The sequence below is a fragment of the Streptococcus sp. V940 genome (assembly GCF_054353495.1).
This window is the reverse complement of sequence record NZ_JBTHHZ010000002.1, coordinates 301,770-328,267: the sequence shown is the minus strand read 5'-3', so window position 1 is coordinate 328,267 and position 26,498 is coordinate 301,770. Positions and strand designations below refer to the sequence as shown.

Genomic DNA, 26,498 nt, shown 5'->3' with positions numbered 1-26,498 from the left:
CTGATATCCATACCCTATCTAACACTAGATATCATAGTTTATCTTTTCTCACTCCTCGCAGCCAATTATTTATTAGAGTGGATGGGATAGGCGCTTTCAAAAGTATCCACTATCTCTACTAAACGATCATCCAGATAGGTCATAGCTTGATTTCTGATTGGAGCAGGAATTCCATAGTAGGCTTGCGCAAGACCTCCACAGATAGCAGCGATGGTGTCGCTATCTCCTCCGATGGAAATAGCATTTCTGATAGCATCTTCAAAATCTTGTGACTCGAAAAAGGCTTGGAAGGCCTGAGGAACCGAACCTTGACAAGTCACATCAAAGCTATAGTCCTCACGGATTTGGTCCAGAGTAAAGTCCATGGAATAGTAATTTTTATCGATGTAGTCTCTGATTTCATGGCGGCTAGAACCAGTTCTAGCTAAGAAGATAGCTACTGCAACTGCTTCTGCACCTTTTAGTCCCTCAGGATGGTCATGACTCACTTCTGTCACTGCTTGGGACAAAGCCTTTGCCTGCTCTATGCTATCTGCCGCAAAGCCAACAGGGCTGATTCTCATGGCAGATCCATTCCCATAACTCCCATAGGGTTGAGGATCCTCTGAAAAGATCCAGTAGAAAAAATGACCGCCATAGCCACAATTTGGATATTGTCTCCCTATCTCTTGCATGTATTTCACTGCATTTTTCGAGAGTTGACTCCAGTCTTCCCTACTAGCCAATAAGGCTTTAGCAACCGCCAAAGTCATAACACTATCGTCCGTCGGACAAGAATCACGAGTGAACAAATCAAACTCTTTACTCTTATGATTATCCGCCTCAAATCGGGAACCAATAATATCTCCAATAACTGCACCTAGCATAAGCTACCTCCTAGAAGTTTTTCTAAAGATTTTTATCACGTTAAATAGAGTTACATATAACCTACACAATTTACACCAATTACTCCTCGTCTTAGGAATATCGTATGAAGTTTCTCATACTCAAATTGTTCATACTCAAATCGCTCGTATTCAAATTTCTCATATTCAAACGGTTCGTATTCAAACTTTTCATATTCAAAAACTTCAATTCCTATTTCTTTTAATACTTCTTCTGGCAACTCGTAATCTTGGTCTACTAAACCAAATAGAGTAAATCCTGAATCGACACAAAATGATAGTACTGGATTGTATATTGAAGAGTAAATTACAGATCCAGCTATCGATCCTACAAAACTACCAATCATGAATCCTAACACAGGAATTTCAATTAGTGATTGACTTGCAGCTCCCATAGATAAAGCACATGTTGTTACAAACATTTCTTTGATTAATTCATTAACCATCTCAGCTCTGCTCATGTTTCCAGTAGTGACTTGATACGAATTTTTCATGGAATTCATCACTAATACAGTTACTGCTCCAACAATTGACGGATCAATAGATTTCATTGCACTACCACATAATCCTGCCTTACAACTTGCTGTAATTGCTGCTGAAACTGTACCTCTTACAAATCCTTCACCTGCACCTGTAATCGCTGCAAATCCTATCTTTTTAAATTGACCTTCTTCGATTTCTCCATTTTTAATTAGATAAGCTATGGCATTCAATACTTCAGGAGCAACTCTTAACACTATTGATATTGTTGCTGCAGTTAAGCCAGCTTTGTACGCCTGCCTTAAGATATTGGTAAACTTAATCAACTCTTCGGTTGTAAAATTTAATCCCTCAGGATTTACTCCACCCTCCTTAGACAAACTTGCAAGTTCACGTGCTTCCTGTTCCGACAAAGCAATCGATTCATTCCCCTTATTATCTTTAACTTTATCACTCAGTAATTTTAGAGTTTCTTCATAGCGATGAACTTGCTCCGATCGCTTTACAGCTTCTTCTCTTATTTTTCGCTCTAAAAACATAGTCGCTTCTTTTAGCTGATCTGATGGAATTACTCTATACTGCCCTGTATAAACTGGATCACTCAAAATTGTGTCTGCTGAGTATCCTCTCTTCTCCAAATATAAATCTAAACTTTCTTTCCCACCTTGTGATTTATATTCGCTAAAACGTTGAAAAATACTCTTAGCTTGTTGTTCTGCACTGGATGCTCCGTTTTTATAATATTTTAAACCAAACTTAGCATCGAAGTTTACTCCCGTAATATCAGCAGAACCAAAATCATGGCTACGATCAACTTGTACTCTGTTTTTTGAAGAATTAATAGCTGCATTAATATTAAAAGTCCCAGCATGCCAAAACTCAGCAACATCTCCCTTTAGTGTATCTATACGTGCACCACTTGTTTCAAAGTCATTTAGATTATTCACCAGCTTCTTTATCTCTGATTCTACAGCGTTTACATAATGTATTCCGGTAGCATGTCCTGCAAAATTACCTGCGTTCTTCTCAAAGAATTCATATCCCTCTTTAAAGGCTTCCATTCTTTATGCCTCCAAGAATTCTGATAGTCCATCCATATATAATATTAAAGTCAAAGCTCGGAATTGTTGGTCAGTAATTTTTCTCTGATCCTCTGTTGTGGTAATCCATTTTGTAGCTTCTGCAACCGCATTGATTGCATCCGCTGCAATAGCTGGAGCCGAACCTACTAGGAAAGAAAATAGTGTATTCCCGACATTCGAAATAACATTAGGAATATCCCCCATAGCACCTACCGCAGCATCTATAGCTTGTTCTGGTAGAGATTTTTTAAATTCGATAAGTTCAAATTCTGTTTTATAATTTCGACAAAGCTCAATAAATTCATTATAGTCTTCCGGATTATCTATAGTTTTTGAAATAATCATCATCCCACGTTTTCCTAACCAACCATATTTCATTCCATATTTGTCAAATTTTACATGCATACTGGATATTTCATTCTTACTTGCCTGATTTTCACCAATAAAAAGTACATGTTCATTAGAAGAAATTGTAGACATATTATCTAAATAGTTTTGTTCTAACCAGACACTCACTTTAATCGCATCATCTTTAGTTCCCACAATTACATCATCTTCGTCGTCGTTAGCGCTTACAAGTTGGCGCAAATAATTAGCATAGCCAACTGTATTATCATCACAAACAATGATTAATTTTTTTATATTTTGTTCAAACATAATAATCCTCCATATTAACTGACATTTTTGTTAATTTATATAATTTTACAAACCTATTATATCATATATATTATTCAATATTATATAATATAAAAAATCTTCAGTAAAAGATGAAGATTTTTCGTTTTCTAGATACAAAAAGTATAGCTAAAACCTCTAACTGCTTTATTTTCGGACATCTTTACCCTAAAATAAAACCGATGTTCCCTACCGTCCTTGGCATTTTCCTTGTTCAAGACAAAGTAGTCCTTTTGGTTAATGGCCATGGTTCGTAAAATGTCGTCAATCAGAAAAGTCAAGGGTACATTCATGGCAGAGTATTTTTGGAAATCTTCCTCAAAACGAATATAGTCATCTGAAAAGTAATCCATCTGCAATTTGTTTTCATATAACTCTTTTCTAGTCATCAACTTCCTCCTGACAAAGTTGGATTGCGAGAATATCATCTACCCTTATTAATCGATAGCCTTCATCCGTTCTAACCGAGATTTCTTGAGGAGATAATTCTCTTACTTCGCCCAATATGGTGCTTTTATGATTTTTCTCCTTGACCACAAAAGAGCCTTTTAATCGTCCGACGTAGAGCTGGGAAAGTAGCAACAACTTCTCGACTGGATTCAAGTCTGTTGATAAATCGACACGATTTTTTTCTGCACTGAGTGAACTCGTATGCTCCGATAGAAAAAAGCCCATCCACTTCTGCATGCCTGGATCTTGATAGTCCCTCGCGGATTGAAAGGGCAAATAAGAGCGATCAATCATTTTAATCCATCTAATCCTCCAGCAGAGTGCCCTCCGATCAGCTTACTTCTGGCAATACTTCTCGATGCATCCTCTAAGGCAGTCGCCTTCAAAAGGGAAGTAAAGCCGAATTGTTCTCGAATGGAATCAATGGCAGTCTGGAGCCTTTCTTCTTTTTCTACTTTATCAACATCATCAAAAAGGGAAATCAAACCAAAGGATTCATCCACAAACCCTGAATAACTAACGGCAACACTCCTGACAGCCCCAGAAGTATATTTGCTATGGAATAATTTCAGTACATAACTGACTAAAAGACCGGTATTATTGGTCGGCTCCACCTTCATCTGGGTATGAATGGAGCGTTTTTGTTCCTGCTTAGAAAAACCAAGATGAATAGACACCACTGTCGTCTTCTTTCTGGCCCGTCGAAGCCTGATAGCCACCTGTTCAGCCATCTCTCGAAGGATAATTTCGATGTCTCGCTGCTTGACATAATCTCTCGGTAAAATTTGCGAATTACCTAAGCCGTGAGATTTGGCTTTATAGGGCTTGTGAACATTACTCTCATCAATTCCATTAGCATGAAACCACAAGCGAAGTCCAGCTTGGCCAAGTTCTTTCTTCAGGACATCAGGATTGCTATTGGCTAATTCCTTAATCGAATAGATTTTCAAACTGTTTAAGCGCTTCTCCATCCGATGCCCAATCCCCCAAAAGTCAGTCATCTTTGGAATGGACCAGACCTTGTCTTCCACATCCTGGTAAGACCAATTGGCTCGCATGGTCGGTGTATGCTTGGCTTCATTATCCAAGGCCAACTTAGCAAGCAGAGGATTGGCATTCGACATACCGACTGTCGAGTAAATCCCGGTCTGTCGCCAGATATCTCTCTGGATACGAGCCGAAAGCATGTCCAGCTTATCTCTACGAGAAATCTGCTGGTCCGGGACAAAATAATTAAGCGAACTGGTTAGATCAATAAAGCCTTCATCAATTGAATAAGGATAAATATCATCTGGACTGCCATAGTTCTGAAAGATTCGTTGGATTTCCATATTGACCGCGATATACTTATCCATCCGAGGAGGGACAATGACGGTCACCCGGGCCCAGTCTTCGATAAATCTCACATAGGCTGGGTCTGTCCGTAAGCCTTGTTTCTTGGCATGGTAATAGGAAAATTTGCGCGTCTTGATATCAAAGGGGAGGTCATAGGCACGTCCGACATTTGCTTTCCCAAAAACCTTTTTAAACATCGGCGAGGAGGCAAGAATAAGCCCAACAGAATTATCCGCCCGACTCATGACACAAAGGGAGGTTTTGAGGGGATGAAGCCCTCTTTCTACGCATTCAACACTGGCATAAAAGGACTTCATATCGACAAAGGCAATATCACTTTTGGGCTCTCTGGAATAATCAAAGTAGCCCATAGACTATCCCTCCATGGGTACGAAATTGCCCACGATAATACCCACAATCCGCGGATCTTCTTCGTAAGAAATGTGAATATCCTTGTATTTAGGATTGATGGAGACCAAACGCAGACCATCTTCTTCTCGGTAGACCCGTTTGATATAGGTCTGGTTATTGCAAACCACTGCATAGACTGCCCCGTCATAATCAAATCCAGTCTCTCGAATTAGAGCCACGGAACCATTTTGATATTTGGGTTCCATGGAATCTCCAGAGACCCATGAAGCAAAATCGTGAGCCAGTTCTTCATTGAAATAAACCGTATCGAAGTTTCGATCATCATAAACTGAAGCACCGATACCAGCCGACATGCGTTCATAGACATGATACTCGTAGAGTTTTTCTGAAATAGCCGTCACCTTCTTGGCTTGTTCTTCTTGAGCCAAGTTGCGAGCATAAACTACCACCTTTTCTTTTCCTTTATTGGAAAGGCTGTTATAGAGACGGACAATTTCGATTTGAGTAAAATAGCCTTTTGGTACTTTTAAGATTTTCTCTAACTGACTAACCTTTTCTTCGGAAGGCTCCTTGACTCCACGCTCCCAAGCTGAATAAGCCTGAAAACTAATCCCAAGCTGCTCTGCAATCTCTTTTTGTGTTAGCTTCAACTCTTTTCTCCGAGCCTTGAGTTTTTCTGGTTGGTACATGGTTTACCTCCTAGTGTGATGCTTTCATCATAGGTTGACTTTATTTTAAAACTCAACCATTTTGGTTTAGTTTTATTATATAAAAAAAGTAGACGGATGTCTAGTGGAAAAATCCAACTTTAACCCCTGTTTACTTCATCTTCATAAAATGATCATGACTCACAAATAAAGAAGAAAACCATCTCAAATTTGATGAGATGGTGAATCATTTAGTCTACTTTATAAAAAACTTGTTCTGAACTAGTTGGAGCTGCCTGGCCAGCAATCAGCCTATTTTTAGTTAAATCAGTATCTAACCCAGGCATAATAAGCCCAGCAGGATAAATACTCATTCCATAGCCTGAGATACCATCTCTAATGCTGAATTCAATCGTTCCATGGCTACCCATGCTCTTTTTTTCAATGTTTCCACTGTTTACTAGTCCATTTTTATCGAATGTAAACTCTTGTCCACGTCCATTTCTCCAAGTTCCAACTAGAGTCGAGAAATCTCCGTTTAGAATGGCTTGCTCATCTAGTTTTTGTGATTTAGCGTGCGCTTGCTCTTCTTGTGTCGAGAGTTTTTCCTCTGTAGTCGTCACACTATCTTGAGAAGTCGTTGAACTAGTGGTTGTTGTACTAGTCCCTGTCGTACTAGTAGTAGAAACCTGTTCTGTTGTAGCATTTACTGCTTCTACATCTTGCTTCTTATGATTAAAGAAGAAAACAAAACTTATCAGTACTATAGCATTTAAGCAACTAAACAGAATCAAAATCCAATTGATGCCTTTTCCTATTTTCATTTATAACTCCTTTAAATTATTCGTATTTGATTATATCATACTAAACTGATACTAGGAAGAATTTGTATGAGACAAAGACTATTGGGGTGAATTTTGGGGTGAACTTTGATTTTTTGAAACAAAAAAGACATCCAAGAGATAATTCTTGAATGTCTGTAAACGTTGATATAATCGTATTGATTAACGTTTTGAGAATTGTGATGCTTTACGAGCTTTCTTAAGACCTGGTTTGGAAAGTATGGGTTTCAGTTGGACTAAAAATAGCGTAATATCAAGGCTTTTCAGAACGATATCTACTTATTCATTTCATAAAATTTGAATCAATATTTTTTAAATAGGGGAATAGTTTAGTTCTGTAAGCGTAATGTGTGATTTGGCAATATTTGTGATGAGCAAAAACGTTGATTTTATGGATTTTTCATTCTTTCAATTGTTGATGAAATAGGGTGATTTTTACCTTGCTTTAGTTTTAATCAGATAAAAATCAGACAAAATCTATTCGTTATAGCTCTTAGCATAGTATGGAATGTACTGCATGAATTTGTTTCCTGCATTTTCATCATATGGTTTAACTTTTCCGCTTTTTAATCACATGGAGATTGAGCGTTTCTATCTCCATGTGATTAAAAAGCAAAAAGACACCATGAGAGGAGCTGTAGAAAGGCTGAAAAAATTGATTAATAATAAGAACTAAGTGTGGAAAGGAGGATACTGCCTCCTTTTCTATTTGACATAGATATTTTTTTAGGATATAATTTAATCCGAAATCAGACTAAAAGAGATGTAAGGAATTATTTTGGAAACAGATTTTATAAAGCAATTATCAGTACAAGAGAAAGAATTCTCATCTCTTTATCGTGTCATGGCTAAGAATTTTGGGCTATCTGAGAGTAGCGTGTGGGTCTGTTATTTTTTATTAGTAAATAGTGGTGATATCACTCAGCAGGACTTGGTTGAACAGATGATGTTCCCAAAACAAACCATTCACTCTTCGGTAAAAAAGTTGAGTGCTGACCAATATGTAAGGGTGACGCCACTACCAAGTTCTCGTAAGAGTAAGAAATTGTCCTTGACTGAAAAAGGCAAAACTTATATAGAGATGACCGTTGCTAAAATAGTGGAAGCAGAAAAAGAAGCAATAAGGGGCATGGGGCAAGAGGATATGCAAAAATATGTTGAACTTCAAGGAAAATATCTAACTCTTGTGAAGAATGAATTTACTAAAGCTGAGCTGTTAACTTTAACTGACAATATGGAGAATAATTGATGGAAATAGATAGTATTGAAATTTTTGGTGCTAAAGAGCACAATCTAAAAGACTTTGATGTGACGATTCCTAAGAATAAGCTAGTGGTTTTTGCAGGTGTTTCAGGTTCGGGGAAGTCTTCCCTTGTCTTTGATACGCTAGCAAGAGAAAGTAGTAGACAGTGGCAGGATAGTTATCCTCTCTTTTTACGGAACAAGCTACCTCACTATGAGCGTCCTCACGTAGACGAAATTAAAAATTTACCCCCATCTATCGTTGTCGATCAGAAAGCTTTAAGGACTAATACTCGTTCAACAGTCGGGACGGCTATGGACATTGCTCCGCTTATTCGTCTGCTGTTTTCACGGGTTGGTCAACCGAGTGCGGGTGGTTCAATGGCTTATTCTTTCAATCATCCTGCAGGGATGTGTCCTATTTGTACTGGGATTGGGAAGGTTTATCAGTTAATTGAGGATAAGATTTTTGATACCACAAAATCATTGAATGAAGGTGCTATTAATTTTAGCCAATTTTCGAGTGGCTGGCAGGCTTATCTTTACAAAAATAATCCTTTACTTGATGCAGATAAAAAGTTAGCTGATTTTTCTGAGGAAGAATGGCAGATTTTGCGAGAAGGAAGCGATGAAATAGTCAAGGTTGAATTTCGTTCTAATAATACGGGGAGTGTGGACCGTGTTGACTATGAAGGTGTCATTCCGCGTTTCTACCGCCTCTATCTGAAAAGGGATATTTCTAAGCTGAAAAAATCATTGCAAGAAGAAGTGCTATCTCTTGTCATTCAGGTACCTTGTGCCAGTTGTGAAGGCTCAGGACTAAACCCCAAGGCCTTAGCTTCTAAGATAAACGGGCATAATATTGTTGACTATATGAACTTATCAGTCAGTGAACTCTTGCCTTTACTTGAAGAAGTTGATAGTCCTTTAGGTCAATCATTAGTTGCACAAATCAAGTCAGCTATTAAGCGGATGGAGACGGTTGGGATTGGTTATTTATCTTTGTCTCGGAAGACAGAAACCTTATCAGGTGGTGAGATGCAACGGGTCAAGTTGGTGCGACACATCGGTTCCAGCCTAAGTAATGTCAACTACGTTTTTGATGAACCGACTGCAGGTCTGCACCCTCATGATGCCGAGAAAATCGGTCAGCTCTTGTTGGATTTAAGAGATAAGCACAACAATATTTTGGTTGTGGAACATAGCCGACAAATGTTAGCTTTAGCGGATGAAGTCATTGAATTGGGACCATTGGCTGGTCGGGAAGGCGGTAGGCTAATTTTTCAAGGAAGTCTTGTAGAGTTGCAAAAAGCTGACACCTACACAACCCGTGCCCTAAATCAACCACTTAGACTGAATCAAGATCCACTAGCTTGGACAGAATATTTTGCCATCAAAGATGCTACTGCAAATAATCTTAAACAGGTTAATACAAAAATCCCTAAGGGAATCTTGACCGCAGTAACGGGTGTCGCGGGTTCAGGGAAGAGCTCTCTGATTGGTGTCGAATTTATCGAAAATTACCCAGATGCCATTATCATCAATCAAAAACCTATTGGTACCTCCATTCGTTCCACACCAGCAACTTACTTAGGAATAATGGATGAAATTCGAAAATTATTTGCCAAAGCCAACAATGTAACCCCTAGTTGGTTTAGCTATAATTCAAAAGGTGCTTGTCCAATTTGCAAGGGAACTGGAAAAATCGTTTATGACATGGCTTTTGCGGATTCAGTTGAGGTCGTTTGTGAGGAGTGCGGGGGTCACCGTTATAATCCTAAAGCGCTCAGCTATCGTTATCAGAATTTCACAATTGAAGAGATTTTGAATCTAACTGTCGAAGAAGCATTAACAGTTTTTTCTTCGAACGATAAGATTTGTCAATCTCTGTCAGTCATGAAGGAAGTTGGCTTAGATTATCTGACTTTAGGTCAGCCTACAAGTACCTTGTCAGGTGGAGAAGTGCAACGGGTTAAGTTAGCTAGTAAGTTACAAGAGTCAGGACAAATCTTTGTTCTCGACGAACCAAGCACAGGTCTGCATAGTAAGGATGTTGAACAACTGCTTAGTTTACTAAGACGCCTCGTCAATCAAGGGAATACGGTTGTGATGATTGAACATCGCTTAGAACTTATTGCTCAAGCTGATTGGATAATTGATTTAGGACCCGAGGGCGGAAAGAATGGGGGGTATATTTTATTCGAAGGCAAACCAAGAGATATTATCAGTTGTGAAGAGTCTCAAACGGGGAAATATTTGAAAGAAATTTTAAATTTCAGTTAAAATACGTCAATTGCTTCTAATCAGACAAAAATCAGACAAAACCACATTATAAAAACAAAAAAAGCCTAGAAACGTTGATTTCATAGGCTTTTGGTATATTGTCTTACTTAACTTCTGTAAAGGTTGTGAATGTTATTTTAGCACCCCTTAAACGCTGTTATATCAACGTTTTTAGATTATTCTATAGAAAATGTAGTCATAAATGTAGTCATTTTGCTATGCCGTCAATTTCGCAATTTCTTTGAGATAGATTTCAACTGCTTCCGCCTTCTTTTTTGGTGCTAATTCAGCGTAAGTGTCCATTGTCGTTTTAATCGATTTATGGCCCATTCTTATCTGGAGTTCTTTCCAGTTCGCACCAGCATTCAGCATCAAAGAAGCATGTGTATGACGGAAAAGGTGGAAACCATAGTTTGGTAATCCCAACTCAGTCAAACGCTTTTTAAGCGTTGCACGTTCATTTCTATCACACATATAGTTCCCGTAAATTGTCGGGAAAATTAGATCCACAGTTGGTAAATCATGACTCACAAAATAATCACTCATCTCAGCATGAAAAGCTTTCAAGTCATCTAAGACTTGTCTCGGGACTGCAACTCTTCTGTTGCCAGCATCAGTCTTGGCACTGTTCTTACAAACAATCTCGCCCTTAATCTCAAGTTTCTTATTTCCAGCTTTCCACATTAGTGTTTTATTGACGATAATTTCATTAGCATCAAAATCCAAATCATTAATCGTCAAAGCTAGAAGCTCATTGATTCGAAGTGCAGAAGCTAGCAGCGTGTCGCAGATAACTTTGAATCTTCGATTAGCTCGTGTATCAGGTAAAGTATTCAGATAGTTCAGCCAAGTAGCCAAATCCTCTCCATGCAATACCATGATTCTCTCCTTTACCACCTTTGGTTTTGGAGGAATTTTCACTGTACGAGCGGGATTATTTGTTAGTTCAAAATTCGTGATCCCATAATCGAAAATATCACTGAGCTTATAGATAACTGCACCGAAATCTTTTGCATGGCCCTTTTTAGATTTTTTCATACCTGATTCAACTGACCTTTTAGATTGCTGGGCTAGCTTATTAACCCAAATCTGAATATCTGCAGATTTTATTTCTTCAGGCCTATATTCTCCAAACTTAGGGATGATGTAGGTATCAAGATAGCTTCGAACCCGATTGATAGTATTCTGAGAAGTGACCCAAGTTACAAAACTGACAAACCAGGCCTCAGCTAACTCCTCGAAATTATTAATCAACAAGGTCTCTTTTAGAGTTGACCCCTTCGCTTCAAATTCAATCCGAGCTTGAATAATTTTCCTATCAAGACTTTTTAGAGTTTTAGCAGTTATAGATGATGTAACTTTTTTACCAGTTTTAACATCTACACCAATATATACACCACGTTGCGTATAGCTAATAGTTCCGCTACTCTTGGTAGTTTTAATGACTTTTCGATTGTTGTGAATGATAGTTTCTTTCTGCATAGTAGCCTTTCACGTTCGGATATAAAAGGCTAGAATAACAACCTCACATATTTCATGTGATATTACTATTTTAGCACATTTTTAAAATTAAGGTGTTAAATAGTTCAGCACATCCTCCATTCTGTAGTAGACTGTGCGAGTCCCCTCGATTGGTGGTTCTAAACGCTTGAGCCCTGTCTTCTCCCACGACTTTAACGTATTGGGCGAAATCTTAAGTATCGAAAGCAGCTCTTTCTGAGTAAGAATACTTACATGCTTTTGAGCATTCTCTTGTTTCTGCATCAAAGCAAGCAAACAATTCAAAATTTGCTCGATTTGATTCAATTTAATGAGTTCATTATTCGTCATTTTCACTCTCCTTTCTGCTACTTGAGTGTCTACGCGAATCCAGATACTTTGCGAAAAAGAACGTCTTATCAATAATAAGATTCAACAACGGAGGATTTTCAACTCTCGCATATCTAACAAGATTATTAAACTCAGTAAAGTTGCGTTCTTCAATGATATCAATTACAGTTGAAAGATATTCTTCATTATTGTTAGTAATTAGAAATTGCTCCAATTCAAAACCACAACCAGATTCAATCTCATCCATATTGTAAAGTGTTTTGTCAGGATTCTCTGCGTGTATGAAATAGTCATACATCCCCTTTGGTGACATGACTACCTCTACATGAGAAGGTGTATGTAGTTTTTCAGTTAGAAGCTCTGAAACCTGCGTATAACTTTTGAGCGATTCAAAAAATAGAACTCCATGCTTATGTGCTTTTTTTAATTCTCCTGTTGCTTTATTTACATCCTTATCGTGCCAAGGACTCAATATAAATGGAATATGCATTTCCTCTAGAATATCAAGATAATTTTTCGGTGCACTTTCTTGATAAATCAGAAATGCCCATTTATTCGAACGTTTATCTTTGACCATGAATACCTCCCTTCAAAAAGCATTTTCAAATTATTTGCAATTCATGTGATTATTGATTACTGATACAATGGGGGTCGTAGTAACCCCATTGTATCTGTCAATTAGATTTTATGATGAGGCAGTACTTTCGGTCTTCACTACGTGAACCGAGCACCGCCAATTTATTATCTTTTTGTAGACTTAAACCAAAGCTTATTACCTCTCCTATTTGGTGCAGAAAAATAATATTCTGGATTGCGACTAGAAATTTCTTCTTTGATGTAGGTTTCCATGTCTCTCAGAAGTTTCTGAGCCTGTTGAGTTTTCGGATACTTAATCACAATCGTTACAGAATCTTTTCTTACGTCAACAACACACTTAGATGTTGCTCTATTGAATTTCCTTAAAATAGGATTGAACCTTGTCACAGTAGAAGGGTTATCAATTGAAAATGCTAGTTGAGAATTCTCGTCTTGTCTCAAAAACTGAATAAGGCGAAGTGTTTGATAAGCAGATCTAAAGTAATTACTCGGTTTGTCATAAATAGCACGTGAAATCAACTCAACTATAATGAGAAATACTGCGATTAACGGTAATAAAATTGCTAGAATTTTTGTATAGTACTCACCTTTACTAGCCCATTGATTTATCGTCTCAAGTAGATGAGATAAGTATGTACTTTGAGCATTTGCTATCAAATCCTGTAGCAATCTAAGACCAATTGTAAAACAAAGGAAAAACAAACCATATATAAGTAGCGTTACTGTAAAATTAAACGTTCTCTGAAAGAAATTCTTTTTGATATTCATAAAATACCTTTCTTTGTATAATAAGTCGGACAGAGTAAAGGAAGAACTTGATAAGGATGCTCATTATCAATGATTTGTATCAAACCGGTGCCCTTTCCAACCGGTATGACAATACCCTCTGGATCCAAGTCTGGGAATAGAAATTGCGTTGTTTTCTTATTGATATTTCCAATCTGAATCAACACATTCAGTTGCTCTCTAACGGAAACTGGAATTGTGTTATGATCAAAACGTTGACTAACTAATAAAAGGTGAACTCTAGTCGCTCGTCCTAGTAAAGCAACCTGTGATAAGAGCGAAAAGAAAGATTCTTTTATCGTTTTATTGACACCTTCTGATAACGCTAGAACTTCGTCTATTACAATAGTTAAATGCTTAAATTCTTCCTCAGAATTTTCATAGAGAATCTCTTGCCTTTCTTGAATAAGATTTAAGCAGGAACTTAGATTTTCATTTATCTCCGATACAAAGTCTGACTTTGAACGATTACGTTTAGGATGGATAACTGAAATCCTATTTTCACGGGCCCACCTTGATGGTGTATCGAATTTGGGATCGACAATGATTAAATCGGAAAAATTTTTCAATAAACTTAGAAAATAAGTCAAAGCATATGATTTTCCTGAACCGCTATTTCCTGCGATAGCTATAGAAGTTACTTTGTTAAAATTCAAAGCTAAATTCTTCATAATTGGTATCATGTTTTTTTCTTCTTTCAAAACAAACCGATCTAAATCTGAGATTACAAGTCTTTCAGAAATCCCTTCTTTCCACGGAAAAAACAAACCTCGTTGCACATGTATATCATCCGTTTCAAGAGCAAGAAAGTAAGCAGAGTTCTGTTTTAATACCGTATACCTTGGAAAGAGAGCTGCATTAGCAATCAGAAAAATTTTCTGATAGAGTTCAGCATCGATAATGTAACCGGATGGTAGTCTTGGTATAAATATAAAACCATCTTTCATGATTTTTATATCAAAACTATTAGTATAACTAGTTTCTCCTTGCATGATTGCTCCAAGTCCCATATTGAGACTCTGGAGCAAGTATTGTGCAAGTTCCTTAGTAGTCATCATTTGACCTCTTTAATGCCATTTGCTCGGAAATAGACATTGTAGCCGACTTCGCATGCTTCTAGATTGTCAAAATCAACCATTGCTAAATAAGACGGAAGTGCAACTTCAGATTCGAATTTTACTTGAAAAGGTGGTAAACCTTTCTGAGAAAACCAGGCCTTATGGCCGATGATTTCTCCGGTCGGCTGACCGTCCTCGAACTTAATTTGCGCCTCAAATTCAGTGCTCAAGCAGTGAATTGCTTGTTTTTGATCAACATATTGTTTTGCAGTATTAGCTGAGTAGCCATTCTTACGATTTTTTGTTTTCATGTAATGTACCTCTTTTAAATTTCTATAAAATCGTTGTCAAATATGAGCTCATTCATTCGACAAGACTATTGTAACTCAATTACTTTTTAATAAAATTATTATATTCGTGAAAAAAAGTCGTTCGTTCTAACGAACTTCATAACGAAATAATTTATATTGACTAAAGTATAATTTTAACTAATATCATGCATAATTAAAATTAAAGCCAATATTACATAAAAAGAGAGGCTCTCACCTCTCTTTTTATTATTAAGTAATTAAAAATTTTATCTTTCTTACTCTATAGTGTTAGATAATATTCATTTCTGAACCTTCAGGAACTAATTCCAAATACATTCTCTGCTTCATAATACAATCTATAATCTGCAAATCAATATCTTGAACTCTGCTTTTTCCCAAAAATTCCATAGCATTTTTATCATACTTCCAGTTATAAACTTTAGTATCATATCCCCTATTTCTTACTTCTATAAGAAAATACAATAAATCACTGTACGGAACTTGATGTTCAGCTATTATTTTGTTTTTATAATCGTCGCTATTATTACTTCCTTTTTCTATAATATCTACTCTAACTTTTGAATCCTCTTTAATTGCTGAGTAATCCTTTTTAATACTATTCCTTATTCTAAGTAAACACTTAACCTCTATCCCGTAAGAAAACAAGGTACTATTCTCAAGCCTACTTCTAATATTTGGAATAATAATAGTTGCTACATCTTCATTAAGCCAGTCCGAAACTCTATTATTAAGTTCATGAAATTTGATTGGTTTTTTATCTGATCCCATTGGTACTGTCACCAAAAAGTTAATAATTTTTTCAGTAAATGAACGCAATAGTTCTTCTTTTCCAAAGGACCATAGAAATCTAAATAATTCATTTCTTCTTACAGATATTCCCATTAATTGCTTTCTATGTCGCTTCTTCTCTATTTTTATACTCTCAGAATGATATGTACTAAAATGGCATTCGCCATTAGAGTCGTAATCATAATAAAACATCATCGGAAAAGTTTTCTCACAAAAGTTTTCTCTGTTCACACAAAATTCTCCGGATAAAGAAAATAAATCAAGCACACTTTGCTGAAGTCTTTTGTCACATCTTTCATATGGACAAAGTTCAAATTGTGGATTTTTCTCCTCAATTATGTCTAAATCGTGTACTAAAGCTATATTACACGCATCATAAAAAAGTGATTGCACAAGGTTAACCAACTTTACCTTGCCTCCAAAGAACAAATCCATTTTTGAACATTTTAAATTTTCTTCACACGATTGAACGAACCCTTCAGTAATTAAACTTGATGCTACTTCTTTCCCTTTATGTTTCCTATGTTCAACAATTCTATCGTTTTGTTCAATTCTTTTTAAGTCACCATTATTGCCTGGGAAGGTACTTCTCTTATATATTGAACGCTCTAAATAATAAGAAAAATTTTCTGATACTTCTTTTGCTAATATTCCCTCAACATTTAATTTCAAATTATTCCTATTTCCTTTCAAAAATTGATATATTTTTTTATTTATGTTCTCTATTCTATTTTAAACCACCGAATATGAAATGTAAAACTATGATAGGCAAAAACGGACATAGGCTCTTTTAGTCAGGATAAAACAAGCTCTTTTCCACCTTATAAAATAACATATATAACTCTATAATCTTCCAAGATTATTAGATTTCTGACTCTGCATTCTAGATAATTATCATCACACAAAAAAGCATTTCGTAAAATTTACGAAATGCTTAATAGATCTATCTGAATTTTATCGATTTTTCGATTAGAACTACTTTACTATTTTTATTTATTCTTTCGCTTATTTACTGATAAACCAAGTACACTAAGAATTGAAAATCCAATTAATCCAAGTACACTTAAATTTTCACCTGTGTTTGGCAATGATTTACCTTGTTTCTTAGTCCATGCACCATTGTAAGATACAGGTGATTGAGCGACTGGTTTAGGTTTAACTTCATACGCTACAAGTTTACCAGTTTCGTCATAGACTTCGACAGGTGTTTCACCAGAACTGATGATAGCTTGTTTCTGTGCTTCAAGGTCAGCTAAACGTTTAGCTTCTACTTGTGCGCTATACAAGGCAAAGAGTTTGTCATAAGTTTCTTGGTCGATTTTCTGCTCTTGTAACAACTTGTCAAGGATAGCTTGTGCTTCTTTCAAAGCAGTTGCTTTCTCTTTAAGAGTAGTTTCTTTTTGAGCAAGGATATTCTTAGCTTTAGCTAGGTTAGGCTCCGCATTGAGCAAGTTTTCAAGGTCAGCCTTGGCTTGTTCAAGAGTTTTAGTAGCTTGTGTTACTTTCTCTTTAGATAGCGTGAGATTTTTCTCAGCGATCTTGATTAGAGATTTCAACTCTTCCAACTTAGCTTTTTCATTTGCTAGGTTGTTTTTTGCGTTAGTAAGGGCAGTCTGCTTATTAGCAAGTTCTTGTTTCGCTTTGTCAAGGTTTTGTTGCTTGATTTTAACATCAGCAGTCAAGGCTTCTAGTGCTTTTTTAGCGTTTTTTAAGCGCTCGTTCGCACTAGCGAGCGTATTTTTTGCATTTGTAAGATTGCGTTCAGCAGTTGGTGTTTTAAGTGGTGTCGCTTTAAGAGCGTTCAAGCGTTTTTCAATAGTCGCTTGCTTTCCTTTAGCTTTAATATTCTCTGTTGAGGCACTTGTTTTTTCACGTTGTGCTTGAGAATTTACAGTCTGAGCATTTAATAGGGTAGCTTTTGCATTGTTATAGGCTTTCACAATGCTTTCTACCGAGTTAGTGTTAGGTACTTCAGTCTTATCTAGCTTATTGCCAGATACTTGTTTGTCTGATACCGTCAAGAAATGAGCGCTAGTTCGTCCAAGGCTACTAGATAAGTCCACTCCTAGATATTCTTTATTAGCACCAGCAGACGATAACCCTGCGAGGTTTTGAGCGTGTTCCCACTCCCAATCAGTGAACATCATTTCAATAATGCTTGTGTAAACCCACTTCTTAGCATCATCCATCGTATGAATTTTATCACCATTATTGCTACTATTGAGGTTTTCAAGATATTGGTGAGTATCATCTTCATAAGTAGGCAATCCATACTTACGAGCCACGTTATTTACTGCTTTGCTATCGTGACCTTTTCCGAATCCCCAATTATCAGCTACATAACCGTCAGTCACTTCATCAGCTACTTTTACCATACCTTTTGTCACAACCGTCTTAGGTGTTCCAAAACGTTCACGAATTTGGTTCAATAGGTCGCTAGCATATAGAGAAAGCTCGGTCATTTGTTCTGTTGTCAGATTGTTAGCGTCAACCGTTGTCGCTTTGTCATTCGCATTAGATTTGAATGAGTTCGCATTGATATTTGGCTTGTACTCTGCTACTAGAGTTTTAACTGCTTTGTCATTGTGCGCTTGCCACTCTGCTTCTTGATTAAAAGGGTGGTAAGGGTTTGTCGCATAGGCTTTCAATGCAGATACGTAGGCATCTGATAATTGAATAGTATTGATAGCCTTGTAGTTGCTTTCAGCCTTAGTGAATGTAGTTTGTGCGTTATCAAGAGCAGTTTGTGTCTGATTAGCTTTATTAGTTGCGTTTGTCAAAGTAGTTTGAGTGCTTGCTACGGTATTCTTAGCTTGTGTCAGTTCTTTCTGAGCGCTTGAAATATCTTCAGCACGTTTCTTATCATCAGCCTTGGCTTGTGTCAAAGAATTTTCAGCGTTTGATACTCCAGTCTGCGCTTGCGCTTGTGCTTTTTCAGCATTACCCTTTTCAGCGACAACTTTCGCTTGTCCTGTACCGTCAAGGATAGCTTGTGCGTTATCTACGTTAGTCTGAGCATTTTTGACTTCAGTTTCAGCACTATCTACCTTGCCCTCGGACTTCTTAACCACTTTTTCTTGGTCTGCTGCTACTTGTTTCGCTTTATCAAGGTCATTTTCAGCATTTTTTTCTTGCTTTTCAGCATTCGTCTTACCAGTTTCAGCATTGGCAACTTCTTGCTTTTGCTTTTCAATAGTTTCTGGTGTAGCTTTGTCCTTGATTGCTTGCGCCTTATTTACTTCAGTCTGAGCATTATCCTTTTCAGTCTGTGCTTGGTCTTTTTCAGTCTGCGCTTGGTCTTTTTTCGCTTGTGAGTCTGCTACTGCCTTGGTAGATTTATCAAGTTTGTCCTTTGCTTCGTCAACTTGACCTTTTGTGACTTCCTTAGTAGGAACTTTCACTTCAGTTTTCTTAGGCGCTTCTTTCTCTACCAAGGCTGGTTCGGTTTGAGCAGTTGTAGGCAATGGAATCTCTACTGTATCTGCGTGAGCAGTTCCGATTGTGCCGACAAGACTTGCAGTTGCTGCGATGGCAGAAATAACCGTACCCGTATACAATTTTTTAGCAGTACTATGACTATTTTCCGTAGCTTTTGACATTTATAAACTCCTTTTGTACAATGCCCTATGCATTTTATTAAACTATAGTACTATTTTACCATACTTTTATTGTTTTTGGATAGTTTATTATACTTATTTTTAGAGAAAACAGATAGTAAAATGGTAGATAACATGGAATATAATAAATTACAAAAGCATATCGCATTTCGCATACGTGAGTGTAGAAAAGCACAGGGATTAAGTCAAGAAAAATTATCTGAAATCGCTGGCCTAGGTGTTAAAGCGATTCAAAATATAGAGAACATGAAGTATGATTTTAAGATAAAAACTCTTGAATCCGTAATCAAAGCCCTAAATCTAACGGTCGAGGAGTTCTTCAACCTACAATCATTTGAATCAGATCGAGAAGATTCTTCAGAAGTACTTTTTGAAAACTTAACAAAATTACCCAAAGATAAGCAAGGAAAAATTATATCTTCATTTAATGAGATTGTAAAGAATATCAAATAAACCCAGCCAAAATAAATTTTGGTTGGGTTTTATTTTACAGTCTTGCTTATTTTAACAAATTCTTCAAAAATTCATTAAAAATTTTCTACTTTTGTTCTACCTTTTATTTTTACATACGATTTAGAGGGTGCGGATCACTTCCTCCGACAGTGCTTTTTTGTTGTTAAAACTTAAAAATGAAATGTATCACTGAAATTATTGTTTGAAATCATTCTTTTTAGTCTCAATTACTCTCACAGCAGCTCTTACTGCGTGAAATTCATCAATAAATTTACTAATGAGCTCAAAATTTTGTTGACTGACTCTTCCTGCCATTAATTTTTCAGCAATTTGATTAAATTCGGTCAAATGATCTCTTACACTCAGTAACATTTCTTTCGTGTCTTTTAAGTAGTATTTCCTTGATAATTTTTCAACTTCTTGCTTAAACAAGTCTACATTATTATCATGTATCGTTATCTTTTTACCATCAGCAATCCAATCATTAGCCTCATAACAAGTGATAAATCTATGTTCAATCGTATCACAAACAAAAATAATTCCACTATCAGATATATACTTTCGCTTTTCCGGAGTTTGTCCCTCGCTTGAATCATATGGTGTCAAGCTATTTATCTGCTTAGAAATCCATTTAGGAAGTTGCTCTTCTTTAATTCCAAATCGTTCATTAGCTCTTTCAACAAAATGATCTGTCCATACATAATCTGGTGCATACGAAAGTCCCATGGCAATACTCCTCTTTAAAACTTGAGAAAAATATCTATTCTAATTGATTATAAGAGTTTTAAATTTCTACTTCAGCAATTGGTTTACGATATCGAGGTGCGTGAGGGTTGTGGCAATAAATCTTGCCGAGTTCAAGTCTTGGCTGAAACTCTTCAAAGTCACTTGCTAGTAAATAGCAAGGTTTATAGAGACAACTGATTGTGATAGCTACTTCTTCTCTTAAATCATCTATAAGCATTTCTAATGTTTCATACTCATAGATACGTACTATCTCTCCTTTACCCTCAAATAGTGCCTTAACAATAATAGATGTTCCATTACCATAAAAGACAGTATTAGAGGCCACACTCTCATAGTCTTTCAGTTCTAGACGATAATACCTATCTGCTCTGGTATCTCCAATTTCAACTTCTTTAGGTACGGTATAAAAATATCTACCTTGGTTTACTGCCTGTGTGAACCGTCTGCGCACTTCTATTTGTCTTAGGTATTCGTCAACCCCACTGCCGATAGACAATGCTTTTCGGATAATTGAGGCTTTATCTGAAGAGTGGTTTTTATCTAACCATTGCCCTAAAAATCTGTGAAGATATACCATATTTTTTTACTCCTTCTTATTTGTCTATATTTATATTGTAGACCATTTTTTTAAAAAAAGCTCAGTCTTCTACTCAATATTGACATTTTTTGTGTATAACTAGCTAGGCATTGGGATAAAATTAACTAGTCCATACATTTTACCCTAAGTAATTTTGAAAAACTCAAGTATCCATTATAATATTCTTGTTTTTTCTTCATAGTTGAAACAAAAGCTAATTTTACAGGAACTGCATTGGCCCTTGAATGTTTAAAACTTAAATCTTCTGATTGTGGAATAAATCTTAATTCACCTTCCAAATATCTATACACCCTTTCAGGAATTACTAAATTACAGATATACTTTGCATGATCATTGTTTCGAAACATTCGTAGGTAGTACTTCTTATCAGTTTTTCCTAGAAACACCTTACACTCTCCATAGTACATTGTCAGATGGTCAGATACTTCTAATTCATTTAGGAGGAGGGATCTACGAGGTAAATATTTTCTGATACCGACTTTATTTTCTAAAACAAATTTTACATCAGACACCTCATTATTATTTTGCAGAGAATTGAAGCTCCTTGGATGGATTACTCTAGTGGCCTTTTCTTCTAGAATATGATTTAAGAGTCGCTCAGCTAAGTCTGCATTAATTTTCTCATAGTATTCTTTCAGTTCCATTTTCGAAGCCGATTCCAAAGCATATTCACATCCGTCAGCATGAGGTGATTTAGGATGGCTCGACAAATAGATTTTCCCTTTTTTCTCGTTTATCACTAAATCCACTTTGTAACAACCAGGACAAAATAATTGGTTTTCATACTTAAGTTTTGTCCCAGCTTTATCCTTTTGATATTCCTTTTGTAGTTCATGAAGTTCTAGTCTCTCATGATTGTAAATACAGTATTGAAATTTATTTTTTGTAAACATAATAATCCTTTCTAGTTATCAACAATTAAATCTTCTTTCAAAAAATCTGAAATGTGTAGTTATCTAAAACCAACATCTAATTTTCTTAAACAACACAAAAACGCTCTAGACAATATGACTAGAGCGTTTTCTATATATCCGAACATCTAATTTATTTCACAAAAAATGTAGTCAAAAATGTAGTCATTCGGTTGATTTTTATTGCAATACATTGAATTTTGAAAATTCAAGAATCGCGTTAAATCAAGGTTTTTTCGTTTCTACTGAAACGTAATGACCCACTATTTAACCTCTGTAAAAATTAACTTCTACACCTACAAAGCTTATTCTGACAAACTTTATAACAGTCTCAGAAAAAAAGGTAGAGAAAAAGGTAGAGACTGAAATTTCATCTGGATTTTCCAAAAGTTCTTTGTAAAACATAAAACCTAGTTTGGAAAGTATGAGTTTCAGTTGGACTAAAAATAGCGTAATATCAAGGTTTTTATGAACGATATTTACTGATTGATTTCATAAAATTTGAATCAATATTTCTTAAATAGGGGAATAGTTCGGTTCTGTAAGTATTAATATAATACACCTACAAAGCTTATTATATCAGATTTTCCCCAGTTTTAGAAAAATAGGTAGAGAAAAAAACAACTCTAAAACCTGCTCATTTTTCACAAACTTGCGTTAAATGTTGGTAAATCATAGCCGTACGTAGCAGAAATTTGTTTTTTGTTCCTATTTATAATAGACTAACACTAACATTAGATGAAAAGGTGACTCTATGACTATAAATCAACTGCTTCAAAAGCTGGAGCCTACTAGCCCTATCCTTCAAGCTAACTTTGGAATTGAACGCGAAAGTCTTCGTGTCGATAGACAGGGAAAATTAGCACATACGCCTCACCCTTCCTGCCTAGGAGCTCGAAGTTTCCACCCTTATATTCAAACAGATTTTTGTGAGTTTCAGATGGAACTCATCACACCAGTTGCTAAATCTACCACTGAGGCTCGTCGATTTCTTGGAGCCATTACCGATGTAGCTGGACGTTCCATCAGTAAAGATGAACTTCTCTGGCCCTTGTCCATGCCTCCTCGTATCAACGCCCAAGAAATCCAAGTTGCCCAACTGGAAAATGAATTTGAACGCCATTATCGTAACTACCTGGCCGAAAAATACGGAACTAAACTACAAGCTATCTCAGGTATCCACTATAATATGGAACTAGGGAAAGATTTGGTTGAGGCCCTATTCCAAGAAAGTGACCAGATTGATATAATTGCTTTCAAAAATGCCCTCTATCTTAAGCTGGCTCAGAACTATTTGCGCTATCGTTGGGTGATCACCTATCTCTTTGGTGCTGCACCTGTTGCTGAGCAAGGCTTCTTCGACCAAGAAGTGCCAGAACTCGTGCGTTCCTTCCGAAACAGCGACCATGGTTATGTCAATAAGGAAGAAATACAAGTATCTTTTGCAAGCCTAGAAGACTATGTCTCTGCCATCGAAAACTATATCGAACAAGGTGATTTGATTGCGGAAAAGGAATTTTACTCGGCTGTTCGTTTCCGTGGACAAAAGGTTAATCGCTCCTTCCTTGACAAGGGAATCACCTACCTAGAATTCCGTAACTTCGACCTCAACCCCTTTGAGCGTATCGGTATTAGCCAAACTACCATGGATACCGTACACCTACTCCTTCTAGCCTTCCTCTGGCTGGATGCCCCTGAAAATGTTGATCAGGCTCTGGCTCAAGGTCACGCACTGAATGAAAAAATTGCCCTCTCTCATCCTTTAGAACCTCTACCTTCTGAAGCTGAAACTCAGAACATTACGACAGCTCTAGACCAACTGGTGCAACATTTTGGGCTTGGTGACTATCATCAAGGTCTGGTCAAACAAGTTAAAGATGCCTTTGCAGATCCGAACAAGACGCTAGCTGCCCAACTTCTTCCTCATATCAAAGACAAGTCCCTTGCTGACTTTGCCCTCGACAAGGCTCTTGCCTATCATGATTACGACTGGACTGCCCACTATGCCCTTAAGGGTTATGAGGAGATGGAACTTTCTACCCAGATGCTGCTCTTTGATGCCATTCAAAAAGGGCTTCATTTTGAAATCCTAGATGAGCAGGATCAATTCCTTAAACTCTGGCATAAAGATCATGTTGAGTACGTCAAAAATGGTAATATGACCTCAAAAGACAACTATGTAGTTCCTCTTGCCATGGCTAATAAAACCGTGACCAAAAAAATCCTGGCTGATGCTGGCTTCCCTGTCCCTGCCGGCGACGAATTTACCAGTCTAGAACAAGGTCTAGCCTACTATCCTCTTATCAAGGGCAAGCAAATTGTGGTTAAACCAAAATCAACCAACTTCGGTCTGGGCATTTCCATTTTCCAAGAGCCTGCCAGCCTTGATAACTATAAGAAAGCCCTCGAGATTGCCTTTGCAGAAGATACAGCTGTCCTGGTTGAAGAATTTATCCCAGGAACCGAATACCGTTTCTTTATCTTGGATGGGCGTTGTGAGGCTGTCCTCCTTCGTGTCGCTGCCAATGTTGTCGGTGATGGCAAACACACCATTCGTGAATTAGTCGCTCAGAAAAATGCCAACCCATTGCGAGGACGTGATCACCGGTCACCGCTGGAAATCATTGAGCTAGGAGACATCGAACAATTGATGTTGACTCAGCAAGGTTATGCACCTGATGATATTCTCCCAGAAGGGAAAAAGGTCAATCTGCGTCGTAACTCCAACATCTCTACAGGCGGTGACTCTATTGATGTCACCGAGACAATGGATTCCTCTTACCAAGAATTGGCCGCAGCCATGGCAACTAGCATGGGCGCCTGGGCTTGTGGGGTTGACCTCATCATTCCAGATAAAACTCAGCCTGCCAGCAAGGAAAATCCTCATTGCACTTGTATCGAACTCAACTTTAACCCTTCGATGTATATGCACACCTACTGTGCCGAAGGTCCTGGACAAGCTATCACTCCAAAAATCCTAGATAAGCTGTTTCCAGAAGTTGCCACAAGTCAAACCTAAAACCTAATTCTTAGGAACAAACAAATCACCTTTATCTCGATGATATGATACCTCTTAAGTAGACAAGGTAAATACCTAAAATCTACGGCTCTTTGTCAACTGTAGTGGGTTGAAGAAAAGCTAAGCTCGAGAAAGGACAAATTTCGTCCTTTCTTTTTTGATATTCAGAGCGATGAAAATTCGCTTCTTGAAGTTTTCAAAGTTCCGAAAACCAAAGGCATTGCGTTTGATATGTTTGATGAGATTATTAGTCGCTTCCAATTTTGCGTTGGAATAGGATAACTGAAGGGCATTGATGATTTTCCCTTTGTCCTTTAGAAATGTTTTAAAGACAGTCTGAAAAAGAGAATGAACCTTCTTTATATTGTCTTCAATGAGTCCAAAAAATTTCTCTGGTTCCTTATTCTGAAAGTGAAAAAGCAAGAGCTGATAGAGATTATAGTGGTATTTCAAGTCTTCTAAATAGCTCAAAAGCTTGTCTAGGATTTCTTTATTGCCTAAATTGTCAAATTAAGTTAGACTTTTCAAGTAACTCAGAAAAACTTAGTAGGGTGATTGAAATAGTTCTATATGGTAATTCATAGACTACCCTCTGTTCAACTATTCCCCCTTCATCTGTAACAAAAAATTATTTCTCATGATGTCGCCAAATATGTTGTCCATAACCTTTTATTTCCTCAAACTTACTAACTTCTTTCCAGCCTAGTTTACTATATTCCATGTATGTTCTCCGATCTTTTCACTAATATCTTACATTACACCTTCAGGAATATCTCCTGTTGATCATTGTAACTATCTAGTTGACTGTTATACCAAACCCTGGAATTCTGTCAATATCTTCTTTTCCCTATTTTGATTTATTTCTCAGCTATATGGTATATTAGGATACTTTGAATTCACCTTAAACAAAAAAAATGCACAAGTTAATTACAACCTGCACATCTTTTTAATTTTATATTTAAAAGAAACTATAAATCAACTTTCCGAAAAACAACTATTTTTTATACAAAAAAGACATCCAAGAGAAAATTCTTGAATGTCTGTAAACGTTGATATAATCGTATTGATTAACGTTTTGAGAATTGTGATGCTTTACGAGCTTTCTTAAGACCTGGTTTCTTACGCTCAACTTTACGTGAGTCACGTGTAAGAAGTCCTGCGCGTTTCAATGAATCGCGGAAGTCTGGGTCTACTTGAAGAAGGGCACGAGCGATACCGTGACGGATAGCTCCTGCTTGACCAGCGTATCCACCACCTACAACGTTAACGAAAACGTCGTATGAACCTGCAGTTGAAGTAACTGCGAATGGTTGGTTGATTACAAGACGAAGGTCAGCGTGTGGGATGTACTCTTCAACATCTTTTTTGTTAACAGTGATTTTACCAGTTCCTGGAACAAGGCGAACGCGTGCAACAGCGTTTTTACGACGTCCAGTACCTGCATATTGTGCTTGTGACATACTTTATTG

General features: G+C 36.9%; 24 protein-coding genes and 2 pseudogenes. 4 read left to right on the top strand and 22 right to left on the bottom strand.

From position 1 onward, the window contains the following. Positions 1-65 precede the first annotated feature (65 nt). The 9 genes and pseudogenes from ACXYSM_RS07460 to ACXYSM_RS07420 all read right to left on the bottom strand — a co-directional run. Positions 66-866 (bottom strand): ADP-ribosylglycohydrolase family protein, encoded by an 801-nt coding sequence (locus ACXYSM_RS07460; protein WP_458634909.1) that lies wholly within the window; start codon positions 864-866, stop codon positions 66-68. A 50-nt stretch (positions 867-916) separates the two neighbouring features. Continuing rightward, a complete protein-coding gene (locus tag ACXYSM_RS07455) occupies positions 917-2,425 on the bottom strand; it encodes a hypothetical protein (protein WP_458634908.1) in 1,509 nt (502 codons plus the stop codon). 3 nt (positions 2,426-2,428) lie between these two features. Continuing rightward, on the bottom strand, positions 2,429-3,103 hold the full coding sequence (locus ACXYSM_RS07450; protein WP_075231905.1) for a hypothetical protein: 675 nt from the start codon (positions 3,101-3,103) through the stop codon (positions 2,429-2,431). Between the two features lie 128 nt (positions 3,104-3,231). After that, positions 3,232-3,510 carry a DUF5960 family protein gene (locus ACXYSM_RS07445; protein WP_006152976.1) on the bottom strand — a complete coding sequence of 93 codons (279 nt, stop codon included), beginning with the start codon at positions 3,508-3,510 and terminating at the stop codon, positions 3,232-3,234. Continuing rightward, positions 3,503-3,865 carry a hypothetical protein gene (locus ACXYSM_RS07440; protein WP_458634907.1) on the bottom strand — a complete coding sequence of 121 codons (363 nt, stop codon included), beginning with the start codon at positions 3,863-3,865 and terminating at the stop codon, positions 3,503-3,505. The genes ACXYSM_RS07445 and ACXYSM_RS07440 overlap by 8 nt, the downstream gene beginning before the upstream one ends. Beyond that, positions 3,862-5,277, bottom strand: coding sequence for a Y-family DNA polymerase (locus ACXYSM_RS07435; RefSeq protein ID WP_458634906.1), 1,416 nt, complete (start codon positions 5,275-5,277; stop codon positions 3,862-3,864). Before ACXYSM_RS07435 ends, ACXYSM_RS07440 begins: the two co-directional genes overlap by 4 nt. Positions 5,278-5,280: 3 nt before the next feature. Continuing rightward, positions 5,281-5,967, bottom strand: coding sequence for an XRE family transcriptional regulator (locus ACXYSM_RS07430; protein ID WP_458634905.1), 687 nt, complete (start codon positions 5,965-5,967; stop codon positions 5,281-5,283). Positions 5,968-6,176: 209 nt separating this feature from the next. Beyond that, a complete protein-coding gene (locus ACXYSM_RS07425; RefSeq protein ID WP_458634904.1) occupies positions 6,177-6,749 on the bottom strand; it encodes a DUF6287 domain-containing protein in 573 nt (190 codons plus the stop codon). A gap of 180 nt (positions 6,750-6,929) precedes the next feature. After that, positions 6,930-7,037, bottom strand: a pseudogene (locus tag ACXYSM_RS07420) (30S ribosomal protein S9); the annotation flags it as partial. A gap of 508 nt (positions 7,038-7,545) precedes the next feature. On the opposite strand from ACXYSM_RS07420, the gene ACXYSM_RS07415 reads away from it, so the two are divergent. Next, complete coding sequence (locus tag ACXYSM_RS07415; RefSeq protein WP_000447038.1) at positions 7,546-8,016, top strand: MarR family transcriptional regulator; 471 nt, start codon at positions 7,546-7,548, stop codon at positions 8,014-8,016. Next, a complete protein-coding gene (locus ACXYSM_RS07410; RefSeq protein WP_458634903.1) occupies positions 8,016-10,292 on the top strand; it encodes an ATP-binding cassette domain-containing protein in 2,277 nt (758 codons plus the stop codon). Before ACXYSM_RS07415 ends, ACXYSM_RS07410 begins: the two co-directional genes overlap by 1 nt. A 216-nt stretch (positions 10,293-10,508) precedes the next feature. On the opposite strand, the gene ACXYSM_RS07405 is transcribed toward ACXYSM_RS07410, so the two are convergent. The 8 genes from ACXYSM_RS07405 to ACXYSM_RS07370 form a co-directional block, all read right to left on the bottom strand. Then, positions 10,509-11,774, bottom strand: a complete 1,266-nt coding sequence (locus tag ACXYSM_RS07405; protein WP_458634902.1) for a tyrosine-type recombinase/integrase — start codon at positions 11,772-11,774, stop codon at positions 10,509-10,511. Between the two features lie 87 nt (positions 11,775-11,861). Continuing rightward, positions 11,862-12,122 carry a helix-turn-helix transcriptional regulator gene (locus ACXYSM_RS07400; RefSeq protein WP_458634901.1) on the bottom strand — a complete coding sequence of 87 codons (261 nt, stop codon included), beginning with the start codon at positions 12,120-12,122 and terminating at the stop codon, positions 11,862-11,864. Next, positions 12,112-12,699: a replication protein gene (locus ACXYSM_RS07395; RefSeq protein WP_458634900.1), complete on the bottom strand. Its 588-nt coding sequence runs from the start codon at positions 12,697-12,699 to the stop codon at positions 12,112-12,114. Before ACXYSM_RS07395 ends, ACXYSM_RS07400 begins: the two co-directional genes overlap by 11 nt. Positions 12,700-12,863: 164 nt before the next feature. Continuing rightward, on the bottom strand, positions 12,864-13,487 hold the full coding sequence (locus tag ACXYSM_RS07390; protein WP_458634899.1) for a hypothetical protein: 624 nt from the start codon (positions 13,485-13,487) through the stop codon (positions 12,864-12,866). Continuing rightward, positions 13,484-14,560 (bottom strand): AAA family ATPase, encoded by a 1,077-nt coding sequence (locus ACXYSM_RS07385; protein ID WP_458634937.1) that lies wholly within the window; start codon positions 14,558-14,560, stop codon positions 13,484-13,486. The genes ACXYSM_RS07390 and ACXYSM_RS07385 overlap by 4 nt, the downstream gene beginning before the upstream one ends. Next, complete coding sequence (locus ACXYSM_RS07380; RefSeq protein ID WP_458634898.1) at positions 14,560-14,874, bottom strand: hypothetical protein; 315 nt, start codon at positions 14,872-14,874, stop codon at positions 14,560-14,562. Before ACXYSM_RS07380 ends, ACXYSM_RS07385 begins: the two co-directional genes overlap by 1 nt. Before the next feature lie 288 nt (positions 14,875-15,162). Continuing rightward, positions 15,163-16,356: a hypothetical protein gene (locus ACXYSM_RS07375; protein ID WP_458634897.1), complete on the bottom strand. Its 1,194-nt coding sequence runs from the start codon at positions 16,354-16,356 to the stop codon at positions 15,163-15,165. A gap of 317 nt (positions 16,357-16,673) precedes the next feature. Continuing rightward, complete coding sequence (locus ACXYSM_RS07370; protein ID WP_458634896.1) at positions 16,674-19,283, bottom strand: SEC10/PgrA surface exclusion domain-containing protein; 2,610 nt, start codon at positions 19,281-19,283, stop codon at positions 16,674-16,676. A gap of 132 nt (positions 19,284-19,415) precedes the next feature. Between ACXYSM_RS07370 and ACXYSM_RS07365 the strand changes: the two genes are divergently transcribed. Continuing rightward, positions 19,416-19,754, top strand: a complete 339-nt coding sequence (locus ACXYSM_RS07365) for a helix-turn-helix domain-containing protein (RefSeq protein ID WP_025169343.1) — start codon at positions 19,416-19,418, stop codon at positions 19,752-19,754. Between the two features lie 195 nt (positions 19,755-19,949). Here the strand turns inward: ACXYSM_RS07365 and ACXYSM_RS07360 are convergent, their stop codons facing one another. The 3 genes from ACXYSM_RS07360 to ACXYSM_RS07350 form a co-directional block, all read right to left on the bottom strand. Next, entirely contained in the window at positions 19,950-20,480 is a 531-nt protein-coding gene (locus ACXYSM_RS07360; protein WP_458634895.1) for a hypothetical protein, read from the bottom strand. Between the two features lie 58 nt (positions 20,481-20,538). Then, the gene (locus tag ACXYSM_RS07355; RefSeq protein ID WP_458634894.1) at positions 20,539-21,078 is read right to left on the bottom strand and encodes a hypothetical protein; all 540 of its coding nucleotides are present in this window, start codon (positions 21,076-21,078) and stop codon (positions 20,539-20,541) included. A 125-nt stretch (positions 21,079-21,203) separates the two neighbouring features. Beyond that, positions 21,204-21,992, bottom strand: a complete 789-nt coding sequence (locus tag ACXYSM_RS07350; RefSeq protein ID WP_458634893.1) for a hypothetical protein — start codon at positions 21,990-21,992, stop codon at positions 21,204-21,206. A gap of 772 nt (positions 21,993-22,764) precedes the next feature. Between ACXYSM_RS07350 and gshAB the strand changes: the two genes are divergently transcribed. Then, entirely contained in the window at positions 22,765-25,029 is a 2,265-nt protein-coding gene (gene gshAB / locus ACXYSM_RS07345; RefSeq protein ID WP_458634892.1) for a bifunctional glutamate--cysteine ligase GshA/glutathione synthetase GshB, read from the top strand. A gap of 120 nt (positions 25,030-25,149) precedes the next feature. Here the strand turns inward: gshAB and ACXYSM_RS07340 are convergent. Together ACXYSM_RS07340 and rpsI are read right to left on the bottom strand one after the other, a co-directional pair. Beyond that, positions 25,150-25,533 (bottom strand): annotated as a pseudogene (locus tag ACXYSM_RS07340) (transposase); the annotation flags it as partial. A 563-nt stretch (positions 25,534-26,096) separates the two neighbouring features. Continuing rightward, positions 26,097-26,489, bottom strand: coding sequence for a 30S ribosomal protein S9 (gene rpsI / locus ACXYSM_RS07335; protein ID WP_002893764.1), 393 nt, complete (start codon positions 26,487-26,489; stop codon positions 26,097-26,099). Between the last annotated feature and the right edge of the window lie 9 nt (positions 26,490-26,498).